This is a genomic window from Aestuariivivens sediminicola (assembly GCF_022662015.1).
GTDB classification, from domain to species: domain Bacteria; phylum Bacteroidota; class Bacteroidia; order Flavobacteriales; family Flavobacteriaceae; genus Aestuariivivens; species Aestuariivivens sediminicola.
Genome location: NZ_JAKMCM010000003.1, coordinates 21257 through 33692 on the forward strand (window position 1 = coordinate 21257; position 12436 = coordinate 33692).

Annotated in this window: 15 protein-coding genes; 14 read left to right on the forward strand and 1 reads right to left on the reverse strand. The window is 39.0% G+C overall.

Annotated features, from left to right (window positions below; all coding sequences use genetic code 11):
• Nucleotides 1–9 precede the first annotated feature (9 nt).
• The 14 genes from recR to rimO all read left to right on the forward strand — a co-directional run bounded on the left by recR (nucleotide 10) and on the right by rimO (nucleotide 10994).
• On the forward strand, nucleotides 10–630 hold the full coding sequence (recR, locus tag MR041_RS07610) for a recombination mediator RecR (protein WP_242093020.1): 621 nt from the start codon (nucleotides 10–12) through the stop codon (nucleotides 628–630).
• Nucleotides 631–644: 14 nt separating this feature from the next.
• Nucleotides 645–1451, forward strand: a complete 807-nt coding sequence (locus MR041_RS07615; protein WP_242093021.1) for a glycosyltransferase — start codon at nucleotides 645–647, stop codon at nucleotides 1449–1451.
• A gap of 32 nt (nucleotides 1452–1483) precedes the next feature.
• On the forward strand, nucleotides 1484–2578 hold the full coding sequence (locus MR041_RS07620; RefSeq protein ID WP_242093022.1) for a glycosyltransferase family 2 protein: 1095 nt from the start codon (nucleotides 1484–1486) through the stop codon (nucleotides 2576–2578).
• Between the two features lie 90 nt (nucleotides 2579–2668).
• Nucleotides 2669–3985, forward strand: coding sequence for a dihydrolipoamide acetyltransferase family protein (locus tag MR041_RS07625; protein ID WP_242093023.1), 1317 nt, complete (start codon nucleotides 2669–2671; stop codon nucleotides 3983–3985).
• Between the two features lie 95 nt (nucleotides 3986–4080).
• Entirely contained in the window at nucleotides 4081–4848 is a 768-nt protein-coding gene (locus MR041_RS07630; RefSeq protein WP_242093024.1) for a 3'-5' exonuclease, read from the forward strand.
• 10 nt (nucleotides 4849–4858) lie between these two features.
• On the forward strand, nucleotides 4859–5470 hold the full coding sequence (locus tag MR041_RS07635) for a fumarylacetoacetate hydrolase family protein (protein ID WP_242093025.1): 612 nt from the start codon (nucleotides 4859–4861) through the stop codon (nucleotides 5468–5470).
• A gap of 1 nt (nucleotide 5471) precedes the next feature.
• The gene (locus MR041_RS07640) at nucleotides 5472–5813 is read left to right on the forward strand and encodes an Hpt domain-containing protein (RefSeq protein ID WP_242093026.1); all 342 of its coding nucleotides are present in this window, start codon (nucleotides 5472–5474) and stop codon (nucleotides 5811–5813) included.
• Nucleotides 5813–7063: a competence/damage-inducible protein A gene (locus MR041_RS07645; RefSeq protein ID WP_242093027.1), complete on the forward strand. Its 1251-nt coding sequence runs from the start codon at nucleotides 5813–5815 to the stop codon at nucleotides 7061–7063. The genes MR041_RS07640 and MR041_RS07645 overlap by 1 nt, the downstream gene beginning before the upstream one ends.
• A gap of 82 nt (nucleotides 7064–7145) precedes the next feature.
• A complete protein-coding gene (rpmB, locus tag MR041_RS07650) occupies nucleotides 7146–7382 on the forward strand; it encodes a 50S ribosomal protein L28 (protein WP_242093028.1) in 237 nt (78 codons plus the stop codon).
• A 25-nt stretch (nucleotides 7383–7407) separates the two neighbouring features.
• Nucleotides 7408–7590: a 50S ribosomal protein L33 gene (gene rpmG / locus MR041_RS07655; protein WP_007648529.1), complete on the forward strand. Its 183-nt coding sequence runs from the start codon at nucleotides 7408–7410 to the stop codon at nucleotides 7588–7590.
• 6 nt (nucleotides 7591–7596) lie between these two features.
• Entirely contained in the window at nucleotides 7597–7749 is a 153-nt protein-coding gene (locus MR041_RS07660; protein WP_242093029.1) for a DUF4295 domain-containing protein, read from the forward strand.
• Nucleotides 7750–7858: 109 nt separating this feature from the next.
• Nucleotides 7859–8812 (forward strand): signal recognition particle-docking protein FtsY, encoded by a 954-nt coding sequence (ftsY, locus tag MR041_RS07665; RefSeq protein ID WP_242093030.1) that lies wholly within the window; start codon nucleotides 7859–7861, stop codon nucleotides 8810–8812.
• A 61-nt stretch (nucleotides 8813–8873) separates the two neighbouring features.
• Nucleotides 8874–9302, forward strand: coding sequence for an SRPBCC family protein (locus MR041_RS07670; RefSeq protein ID WP_242093031.1), 429 nt, complete (start codon nucleotides 8874–8876; stop codon nucleotides 9300–9302).
• A 384-nt stretch (nucleotides 9303–9686) separates the two neighbouring features.
• Nucleotides 9687–10994 (forward strand): 30S ribosomal protein S12 methylthiotransferase RimO, encoded by a 1308-nt coding sequence (gene rimO, locus MR041_RS07675; RefSeq protein ID WP_242093032.1) that lies wholly within the window; start codon nucleotides 9687–9689, stop codon nucleotides 10992–10994.
• 69 nt (nucleotides 10995–11063) lie between these two features.
• On the opposite strand, the gene MR041_RS07680 is transcribed toward rimO, so the two are convergent.
• Nucleotides 11064–12323, reverse strand: coding sequence for a carboxypeptidase-like regulatory domain-containing protein (locus tag MR041_RS07680; RefSeq protein WP_242093033.1), 1260 nt, complete (start codon nucleotides 12321–12323; stop codon nucleotides 11064–11066).
• Between the last annotated feature and the right edge of the window lie 113 nt (nucleotides 12324–12436).

The window sequence follows — 12436 nt, forward strand, 5'->3', positions numbered from 1 at the left end:
TTCGCAAGAATGGAATTTTCATCAAAATTACTTGAAAACGCAGTTAATGAAGTAGCGCAGCTGCCCGGTATCGGAAGGCGTACGGCACTCCGTCTGGTATTGCATATGCTTCGGCAGCCCAAAGAGCAAACCATGTCACTTTCCAATGCTTTACAAGCCATGCGGAACGACATTAAGTTTTGCAAATCCTGCAACAATATAAGCGACGGCGAACTATGCGAAATATGTTCCAACAGGAGTAGAAATAAACAAATAATTTGTGTCGTTGAAGACGTTAGGGATGTCATGGCTATTGAAAATACAGGGTCATTTAAGGGAATTTATCATGTGTTGGGGGGAAAAATATCGCCAATAGATGGAATTGGACCCCATGACTTGCATATTGAGCCTCTGGTGCGGAAAGTTAAAAATGATCATGTCAGGGAATTAATTTTTGCATTGAGTTCGACCATGGAAGGCGACACTACTAATTTCTATATCTACAAACAAATACAGGATGTTAAGGATATCACCATTTCGACCATTGCCAGGGGGATATCAGTTGGCGATGAACTCGAGTATGCCGACGAGATTACCTTAGGAAGAAGTATTTTGAACAGGGTACCCTTTGAATCTTCTTTAAAATTATAGGTTGAGTGTTCTAGATGACTAATCGAATTGCAGTATTATTACCACATTATAATAACCGGAGTGGTTTGCATCTGACTCTGGAATCCTTGCTGAGGGAATCGGAAAACTTTACGGTGTTTATTGTTGATGATGGCAGTACCGATGTGTCAGAAGTTATAAAGACGATTGAATTTTTTAGTAATGACTTGGAGATCGTTTTGATTGAAAATGAACAGAATTTGGGTATTGTGAAATCATTGAATAAGGGACTAAAACATATTCTTGATTTGAAAACGTACGATTTCATTGCGCGATTGGATGCTGGAGATAAGTGTTTGGATAACAGATTTAAACAGCAGAAAGACGTTTTAGAACGCAACAAGGATATTGCTCTGGTAGGGAGCTGGGTGAGATTTGTGGATATGGAAAGGCAAAAATTATTCGATTTCAAACCACCTGTTGATCCAGATAAATTGAGAAGGGCAATTCATAGTTATAACCCGTTTGTTCATCCCTCCGTAATGTATAGCGTTGAGTTGGTAAAAAACATTGGTTTTTACCCAGAGGGGTATCCGGCATTAGAAGATCATGCTTATTTTTTCAGTGCTTTAAAATCTTTCAAAGCTGTGATAATATCAAAAATATTGTTGGAGTATGAAATCAATCCGGAAGGCATTTCAAGTCGGGATAGAAAATCACAGACAAAAAGTAGGATAAAGCTTTTATGGAAGGAATACAGGTTTGGAATTTATCCGACCGTAGGTCTATTGAGAGCCTTTATAACCTATCTGCTGTCGCCACGGGTATTGCTCAAGGCAAAGAAATTATATTTTTTCAAATAAGTTAGATAACCCTAGAGAGAACAGAAGTAATTTTGAAACTATCAGTCATCATATTAAACTATAACGTCAGATATTTTTTGGAGCTCTGCCTAAAAAGTGTGGAAGCTGCCGTTAGGGGTGTTGATGCAGAAATTATTGTGGTGGATAACCATTCTGATGATGACAGTTGCGATATGGTAAAGCAGTTATTTCCCGAGGTGATTTTGATACAAAACAATGAAAATTACGGTTTTTCAAGAGGTAATAACATTGGAGTGACTCGTGCCAAGGGCGAATTTATTTGTATACTGAATCCGGATACCGTTGTGGCTGAGGATACCTTCCATAAATTAATAGATTTCACAGAAGGTAAGGAACAATTGGGAGTAGTAGGGTGTAAATTAATAAATGGTGCAGGTCATTTTTTACCTGAAAGTAAACGTAATATTCCGTATGTGCATGTAGCACTTAAAAAAATACTGGGATTTCCGAAAGATTATTACGCAAATCATTTGAGTGAAAATGATTTGGGTGAAGCAGACATCCTGGTGGGTGCTTTCATGTGGCTTAAACGGCAGGTCTTTAATGAAATTGGGGGGTTTGATGAAGATTACTTCATGTATGGAGAAGATATCGATTTATCCTTCAGAGCCTTGCAGCAGGGCTATAAGAATTATTATTTTGGAAAGACATCCGTAATACATTTTAAGGGTGAAAGTACCTTAAAAGACAAGCACTATTTGAAGCGTTTTTATCATGCTATGCAAATCTTTTACAGGAAGCATTTTAAAAAGAACCTCGTTCTGGATCTCGTTGTTTGGCTCGGTATTAAACTGGCATTTTGGTTGAATTCGCCACCGCATTACAAAAAAGGAAGTGTTAAAAATTATATCCTCATATCAGAGCACTCTTATTTAGATCTCCGGAACAGGTGGGCTCAAAAACTGAAGGTACAACACGCCATAGGGAAACCGGAATCGGGTGCAGAGGTTATTTTGGATGTGAATGATCTGAGTTTTAAAGACAGTATTTCTTTTATAGAAACACATAAAAACAACAAGAATACCTTCAAATTGTTACTACCCAATTCTCGGTTTATGCTTGGCAGCAATGATGCGGGTAGTCGTGGAGAGGTGATTTGTTTTTAAATGGTTTATGATGAGGAAAATCCAATAGAATAAATGTTTTTTTGTTAATTTTGCAAGTGAAAATTAAAAATCGGGCATTACATTAAATATATGGCAAAGTTTGAACTAAGGTTACCGAAAATGGGGGAAAGTGTTGCTGAGGCGACCATTACATCATGGTTAAAAGATGTTGGCGATACCATTGAGATGGATGAAGCGGTCGTTGAAATCGCAACGGATAAGGTAGATAGTGAAGTGCCTTGTGAGGTGGATGGTGTTCTGTTGGAGAAAAGATTCAATATCAATGACGTCGTTCAGGTAGGCGATGTTCTTGCGGTCATAGAAACAGATGGTGAATCCGTTCCGGAGGTCACCTTGACCGATACCGAAGCATTAGATACAATTCAGGCTGCTGAGGAGATTGAGGAAGGCATATCTGAAGTCAAAGCAACTGTCAGTGCCTCTATGGCTTCAAACGCATCCCGATTTTATTCACCATTGGTTAAAAATATTGCAAAAGAAGAAGGCGTTACTCAGGAAGAACTCGATGGTATTGCAGGCACGGGTCTTGAAGGTCGCGTGACAAAGAATGATATTTTAAAGTATCTGGAAAGCAGAGAGCATTCTGGTGCTGTGCAACAGGAAGTGCCGATATCCAAAACACCTGAACCAATTGTTCCGGATGTTAAAATGGCTGCTGTGCCCAAAGTCTCAAGTGGGGAAGATGAGATAATTGAAATGACCAGAATGGGAAAACTCATAGCGCACCATATGGTCGAATCTGTTCAAACTTCGGCCCATGTGCAAAGTTTTATAGAAGCTGATGTCACCAAGATATGGAATTGGAGAAATAAGGTAAAGGATGCCTTTATGAAGCGTGAAGGCGAAAACCTCACATTCACACCTATATTTATGGAGGCCATTGCCAAGGCTTTGAGGGATTTTCCTATGATGAATATTTCTGTTAAGGGAGATACGATTATAAAAAAGAAACACATAAACCTGGGCATGGCGGCGGCCTTGCCAGATGGTAATCTCATTGTACCGGTCATAAAAAATGCAGATCAGCTCAATTTGGTGGGTATGACCAAGCAGGTGAACGACCTGGCCAATCGCGCACGATTAAATCAATTGAAACCGGATGAAATTCAGGGCGGCACGTATACCGTTACAAACGTTGGGTCTTTTGGGAGTATCATGGGTACTCCAATAATTAATCAGCCTCAAGTCGGTATCCTGGCATTGGGAGCCATACGTAAAGTACCTGCAGTTATTGAAACCGCTGAGGGCGATTTCATTGGAATCCGATATAAAATGTTCTTATCCCATTCATACGATCATCGGGTGGTCAATGGTGCACTCGGGGGACAGTTTGTTAAGGCGGTAAAGGATTATCTTGAAGCCTGGGACATGAACAGAGAAATATAGTACACTAATAATAACAAGCCTTGAACCAACCTCAAGGGGTTGGTTTCTTTTTATGGTAAACCATCGTGTTTGCTTACTTTAAAAATATAAACGATATGCATTTAAATCTTTCCAGGCCCATATGCTTCTTCGATCTTGAAACTACAGGGGTAAATATTACTTCCGATCGCATTGTTGAGATCGCCATTTTAAAAGTGTACCCCAATGGCAAAGAGGAAAGTAAACGTTGGTTGGTCAATCCTGAAATACCAATTCCTAAGGAAGTAACGGCCATACATGGGATAAGCGATGCCGATGTAGCCGATAAACCCAGGTTCAGGGAAATTGCCAAAGAGATTCACAACTTGATAAAGGATTCGGATCTGGGAGGCTTTAATTCAAATAGATTTGACATCCCGTTGTTAGCAGAAGAATTGTTGCGGGCAGAGGTAGATTTTGATTTTAAGAATAGATTAACCATAGACGTTCAGACTATTTTTCATAAAATGGAGCAACGTACACTAAGTGCAGCCTATAAGTTTTATTGTAATAAGAATTTGGACGGAGCACACAGTGCCGAAGCCGATACGCATGCTACCTATGAGGTTTTAAAGGCACAAATAGCCAGATATGATACCTTAGAGAATGATACGAAGTTTTTGGCAGATTTCAGTTCACGGAAAAAGTTTGCTGACTTCGCAGGATTCATTGTCTTTAATAAAAAGGGAGAGGAATGCTTTTCGTTTGGGAAACATAAGGGAAAACTGGTTACAGAAATTTTAGAAAAGGAACCTGGATATTTTGGATGGCTCTTAAATGCCGATTTCCCACTTTACACGAAAAAGGTGCTAACAGCCATAAAATTAAGAGGTTTTAACAGCTAAGGGAAGACCAATGAAACTCATTTGCATAGGACGAAACTATACCGAACATATTAAAGAGTTAGAGAATGAGAGGCCTTCAGAACCGGTTGTTTTCTTGAAACCCGATTCAGCGATTCTGCTTAAGAATCAACCTTTTTTTATACCCGATTTTTCTGATGATGTACATCATGAAGTAGAAATTTTAGTGAAAATTGATCGTATCGGAAAGTATATCGATAAGAAATTCGCTCATAAATATTACAGCGAAATAGGTTTGGGAATTGATTTTACAGCGCGCGATCTTCAGGCGAAATTAAAAGCCAAAGGCCTGCCCTGGGAGAAGGCAAAAGCGTTCGATGGAGCAGCCGTAATTGGTAAATGGATGCACAAAAATGAAATTAGGGATATAGACAACATTGCATTTTTCTTAAAAAAGAACGATACAATTGTGCAAAATGGAAATACAAGCCATATGCTTTGGAAAATTGATGAAATCATAGAATATGTTTCGAAATATTTCACTTTAAAGATTGGAGATATTATATTTACTGGCACACCAGCAGGTGTTTCCAGAGTTGTAGCCAATGATAAGCTAACGGGATATTTAGAAAACAAAACCATGTTTTCAATAACAGTTAAATAAAATGGAACAACATTACAAACTTTTTAGAGTAAGGGAATTAGCCGACAACGACGAAGATTTTATACTCACCTTAGCAGAAACCTTTGTGGAAGAGGTTTCTGAAGATGTCGAACGATTGAAAGCGGCTGTTGCCAAAAAAGATTACCACAATGCTTATCAGGCAGCACATAAAATGAAACCTACAATAGATTTGTTTGAATTGGGAATTTTAGATGACCTGATCGAGGTTCAGGATTGGGGTAAATTCCAAAAGACAGAAATGGATATTTCAGACAAATTGCAAATAGTAACCACTGCCGTAGATCACGCTTTGGCAGAGATTAAGTCTGATTTTAATTTGTAATGCAAGCGGAGATAATTACCATTGGCGATGAACTTCTTATTGGTCAGGTAATTGATACAAACTCTGCTTACATAGCGAAACAACTTAACAAAATTGGAATTTCGGTTTACCAGATTACCTCTGTACAGGATGACAGACAGCATATCTTAAAGGCCCTGAAAGATGCCGAGGAACATGTTGATATTGTTATCATTACCGGTGGTCTCGGTCCTACCAAAGACGATATAACGAAAAAGACTATTGCCGAATACTTTAATGATCACCTCATTCATGATGCCGCTGTTCTCAAGAACATAAAAGCATTATGGAGGCAGTACAACAGGCAAAAATTATTGCAGGTGAACAAAGATCAGGCACTTGTACCCTCCAAGGCGGTCGTTTTAATGAATGCATTGGGTACTGCGCCCGGCATGTGGATGGAACGCAGTCAAAAGACCTTCATTTCGCTTCCCGGGGTGCCATATGAGATGCAGGCATTGGTTTCAGAACAGGTCATTCCAAAGTTAAAGGTGAAATACCATCGTCCTTTTATCTTGCATAAAACCTTACTGGTGTATGGTTTAGGCGAAAGTACACTGGCCAATCGTATTGCCTCATGGGAGGACGCCTTACCCGGTCACATTAAACTGGCCTATCTGCCCAACCTCGGAAAAATGCGGTTGCGTCTGTCAGCCAAAGGATTTGAAGTTGACAAGGTAAAGGAGGAGGTCGAAATACAAATTCAAAAGCTTATGCCCTTAATAAAAAAAGAGTTTTTTGGATTTGAGAATGAGGAGGGAAATGAAGAAGCAGTTATTGCAAAGCAACTAACCAACATTGGAAAATCCCTGGCTATTGCCGAGAGTTGTACCGGGGGGAAGTTGGCACAATTGTTTACCTCCATAGCAGGGGCATCACAATATTTAAAAGGGGGTGTGGTCACCTATGCCACCCAGTCTAAAATCGATGTTTTGGGTGTGCCAGAAGCCTTGATTAACACCTATTCGGTAGTAAGTGCAGAAGTTGCAGAAGCAATGGCAAAAAATGTTCTGCGTTTATACAAATCGGATTACGCCATTGCAACCACCGGGAATGCAGGGCCAACTAAGGGCGATTCCAATGTTCAAATAGGCACCGTCTTCATAGCCATTGCAACCAAAGACAAGGTGTATTCCAAATCCTATAATTTTGGAAATCACAGGGCAAAAGTCATCGGTAAGGCCGTAAGTAAAGCTTTGGAAATGTTGCAAAAAGAAATTTTTAAAAATTGACAAAAATTAGATTGTCAAAATATAAAGATTTAGTATATTTGCACCTCGTTTTTAAACAACAACAAATTTAAAGGTAGAAATAATGTCAAGAGTTTGTGAACTTACAGGGAAGAAGGCTATGGTTGGAAACAACGTGTCTCACGCATTGAACAGAACCAAGCGTACATTTGATGCAAATTTAGTTAAGAAGCGTTTTTATATTCCGGAAGAAGATCGATGGATTACACTGAAAGTTTCGACTCGTGCCTTAAAAACGATTAACAAGATTGGTATTTCTGCGGCGATTAAGGAGGCTAAATCAAAGGGCTTTTTAAAATAATAGCTGTATTTAAAATAAGATCAAAATGGCAAAGAAAGGAAATAGAATACAGGTCATCTTAGAATGTACAGAGCACAAAGAGTCCGGACAACCGGGAACATCCAGGTACATTACCACTAAAAACAAAAAGAATACGCCAGACCGAATGGAGATTAAAAAGTTTAATCCTATTCTTAAGCGTATGACGGTTCACAAAGAGATAAAATAATAAGTCATGGCAAAGAAATCAGTAGCATCATTACAAACAGGATCTAAAAGATTAACTAAGGCGATTAAAATGGTAAAGTCTCCAAAAACTGGAGCTTATATGTTTGTAGAGTCCATTATGAGCCCGGATTTGGTAAATGACTTTTTAAACAAGAAATAGGTCAAATTCACTATAAGATAATCGAAGCTGCTTTCATTTTTGAAAGCAGCTTTTTTTATATTTACAACCTATTAACTAATTGGCGAATTTCGGGTAAAGGTTATGACACATGAGTTTATTTAAAAAAATATTTTCCTCAGAAAAAAAAGAGCATCTCGACAAGGGACTTGAAAAAACGAAATCCAGTTTTTTTAATAAATTAAGCAAAGCTGTTGCGGGTAAATCCAAGGTTGATGATGAGGTTTTGGATAATCTCGAGGAGGTATTGGTAACCAGCGATGTTGGTGTCGAGACCACCCTTAAGATTATTGAGCGTATAGAGGAAAGGGTGTCCAGGGATAAATATTTAGGGACCGATGAATTAAATCTCATATTACGTGAGGAAATCGCAGCACTGTTAAGTGAAACCAATGCAGGCGAAGCATCGGAATTTACGGTTCCGGAGGATAAAAAACCCTACGTTATAATGGTTGTAGGGGTTAATGGTGTGGGTAAAACCACGACGATTGGTAAACTGGCCAGTCAGTTTAAAAAACAAGGGCTAAAGGTGGTTTTGGGTGCCGCCGACACCTTCAGGGCAGCAGCAATTGATCAATTGCAGGTTTGGGCCGACCGCGTTGATGTGCCCATTGTAAAGCAATCCATGGGCAGCGATCCAGCTTCTGTAGCGTTCGATACCCTCAAAAGTGCCGTTTCAAACAAAGCTGATGTCGTTATTATCGATACCGCAGGACGTCTCCACAATAAAGTCAACCTGATGAACGAACTGACCAAGGTAAAGCGGGTGATGCAAAAAGTAGTTGGCGATGCACCACACGAGGTGTTGTTAATTTTAGATGGTTCAACAGGCCAAAATGCTTTTGAACAGGCCAAGCAATTTACTGCGGCAACCGAAGTCACGGCTCTTGCCGTTACGAAATTGGATGGTACCGCCAAGGGTGGTGTGGTTATTGGAATTAGCGATCAGTTTAAAATTCCAGTAAAATATATAGGCGTGGGAGAGGGCATAGACGATCTGCAGGTCTTTAATAAATATGAATTTGTGGATTCCTTTTTTAAGTAGGTAGTTATCCTATTCCTTCAATCATAATACAGACTCGTTTTTACTTGTTAACCGATTGTATATGAGTTATACCATATTTCATAATCTTCTCATTGAAAGGACACCGGTAGAGGTGTTTAATGCAGTGTCACAACCGCATCATCTCAATAATTGGTGGACCCTTAAAAGTTCGGGAACACCCCGTTTGGGCGAAACCTATAACTTGAATTTCACTGATGATTACAACTGGTTTTGCAAGGTATCGCATGTAGAGGCTCATAAATCGATTCATTTTAAAATGACCCGATCGGATGTGGATTGGGACCCGACAACCTTCGGCTTTGATCTGGAAAATCATGATAAAGGCACCTATCTCAGATTTAGTCATGCCAATTGGAAAATGACCAACGATCATTTTAAAATTGCGTCCTTTTGTTGGGCTATGCTGCTCAATGGACTTAAAAACTATCTGGAAAAGGGTATCATCATTCCTTTTGAATCACGATCTTGAGGTCTTCACACTGCAATTAAAAGAACGGTATCTCGTGGTGATATCTCAGGTGAATCATGGTTACATAAATAGAATTTCTTAAGCATCGGTTTAAGAAATTGTCCTGTGAATTTTCAAAATTGTCCTGTGAATTTTCAAAATTGTCCTGTGAATATTCAAAATTGTCCTGTGAATTTTAATATTTGGTGCTTATAATAGTAAGAAACCATAAGCAAGGAATCATCTAATCACACCATGACATTTTCATTCCTGTAAGGTAAGTAGCATCTCCTACTGCTCAGTCATTTAAAGTTTGCACCCATTTCCAAATTGGAATTGCTCAATCCAATGGATCTAAAAACTATTCCATTAGGATTCTGTATCTTTGCGGCCTTAAAATGTGGCATGAGGACAAAATCACTTAAAAAAAATAAAATCAACGTCGTTACCCTGGGATGTAGTAAAAATGTTTACGACAGTGAAGTCTTAATGGGACAATTAAAGGCCAGTGGCAAGGATGTTGTCCATGAGCAAGAGGGTAATATCGTTGTCATTAACACCTGCGGATTCATTAACAATGCCAAGGAAGAAAGTGTTAACACCATTTTGGATTATGTCCAAAAGAAAGAAAGCGGAGAGGTGGATAAAGTATTTGTGACGGGTTGTTTATCTGAACGTTATAAACCGGATCTGGAAAAAGAAATACCCGATGTCGATCAGTATTTCGGGACGACAGAACTCCCGGGATTATTAAAAGTTTTAGGTGCCGATTACAGGCATGAACTCATCGGAGAGCGATTAACGACCACCCCTAAGAATTACGCCTATCTTAAAATAGCAGAAGGTTGTGACAGACCTTGTTCGTTCTGTGCCATTCCTCTAATGCGGGGAAAGCACAGAAGTAAGTCAATTGAAGACCTGGTCCTGGAAGCGGAGAAATTAGCCATGAATGGGGTAAAGGAACTTATACTCATCGCTCAGGACCTGACCTATTACGGATTGGATCTGTATAAAAAGCGGAATCTGGCAGAACTGCTTAAAGCTTTGGTGAAGGTTTCAGGTATTGAATGGATTCGGTTGCATTATGCCTTTCCAACAGGTTTTCCCATGGACGTATTGGAGGTTATGAAGAGGGAACCAAAAATCTGTAACTATATAGACATACCGCTTCAACATATTTCCGATGCGATTTTAAAAAGTATGCGACGTGGTACGAACAAGGCAAAGACCACGAAATTGCTGCGTGATTTTAGAAATGTTGTACCTGATATCGCTATTCGTACAACCCTGATTGTAGGATACCCGGGTGAGACGGAAGCAGATTTTCAGGAATTAAAACAATGGGTTAAAGCCATGCGTTTTGAACGCTTAGGGTGTTTTACCTATTCCCATGAAGAAAATACCCATGCCTTTAGTTTGGAAGACGATGTGCCTTTCGAAATAAAGCAGGAGCGTGCCAACGAGATCATGGATATACAATCGCAGATCTCATGGGAGTTGAATCAGGAAAAAATAGGTAAGACCTACAGGATTGTAATCGACCGAAAAGAGGGCGGGTATTTTGTGGGGCGCACCGAGTTTGATTCACCCGATGTTGATAATGAGGTCCTTATCGATGCTTCCGATACCTATCTTAAAACAGGATCATTTTATGAGGCAAAAATAACCGATGCCTCAGACTTCGACTTGTATGCTGAGGTCCTGAATGCATAGAAGTTCACAAAAAACAAGGCGTCCTGCAGGTTTTATTAACCCACAGGACGCCTATCTATTTTTAATGCATTAGGTACGTTTGAGCTGTCGTTGTATTTTTTTTATGGCCGATTCAATGGATTTTTCAGGTTCTATAATGTTGTATTCGCCCCAGAATCGTGGATCTGAAAAGCCGGAGGCCTTGTCTGTAAGTATAGTCGTTGGTCGTAGCAATTGTGGTCTGACACTAGCCAATTTTGAGTCTTTGACTTCCCAATCGGTAATCGCCATTTCACTACTTAAGGTATAAACGCTGTTAAATAGTTTTCCTTTCCAATTCACCTTAAATGTCAGGGAGATGTTACTGTATGCATAATGCCATTTGCCATTACTAATTCTGTAATTTACCCGGTATGAGGCCTCTGTGGGATACACATCTACTTTTCTCGGTTTTTTACGAATGTACATCCGACTGGATAGTTCTTTATTCTCAACATTCAAACTAAATACTGCACTCGTAAGAGCAAGGGTATTGGCATCAATGTATAATTTTCCGTAGTAGAGTGGTGTACTCAGGTATTTCTTGGGTTCGAAGTTTACAACATAAATTAAATTGCTGTTAATTTGAGTGGATTCACCGTAATTAAAGTCATAATCGTTGATGTATTCTTCGCTAAAAATGTATTCGGGATATTTAATGATATCCGTATAAAGGTTGGAAAAGGGTCCACCCTGAAGTTTTAAAGCAATGGTATCTAGTTTCGTATAATCCGTATTCTTCCGTGCTTTAATCAATTCTATGTGATCATTTCGATAACTGCTGTAGGGCTGTTTGTGAATTTTCACGACGGCCTCGGATAAGGACGCATTTTTTCTTCTTTTCTTAATGGTTTCCCTGTAAAAAGCGGTCATGAGCGTATTTCTGTCGATATAAGATTTCTTTTTCTTTAAGGTTTCCAGAACTAATTCTCGGGCCGACAAATTTGTCGATGTTATATTTATAGGGTTAAGCGCGGTGTAAGTTGGTGATAACGCAATTTTGGAATGTGATTTGAAGTCCTTAATGGCGATTGTTTTATCTTGATAACCCAAATAAGATATGATAATGGATTCACCTGTTTGACTGAGGGGTATTTTTAATAAGAATTCACCGTCGCTGTTGGTGACCGTACTAATATTAGAGTTACTCACCGTTACATCGGCAAAGATTAACGGTGAATTCGAGGTGGCATCAATAACCTTACCTTCGATTTCTTTAAAGGAGGCATCACTCTGCGCAGAAACTAAGGAAATAGATAAGAGGGCCAAGCATAAAAAATAAATTGAATTGAAAAAAGAATTCGTTTTCATAACTAACAGTAAAATAGGTTTATAGTGGTATTAATTTACGAAATTTTGATGATAATTTGAAAAGTTTAAGATGATTTTATGATTTACTCTTAACTAAATTTTTTGAATTTCAA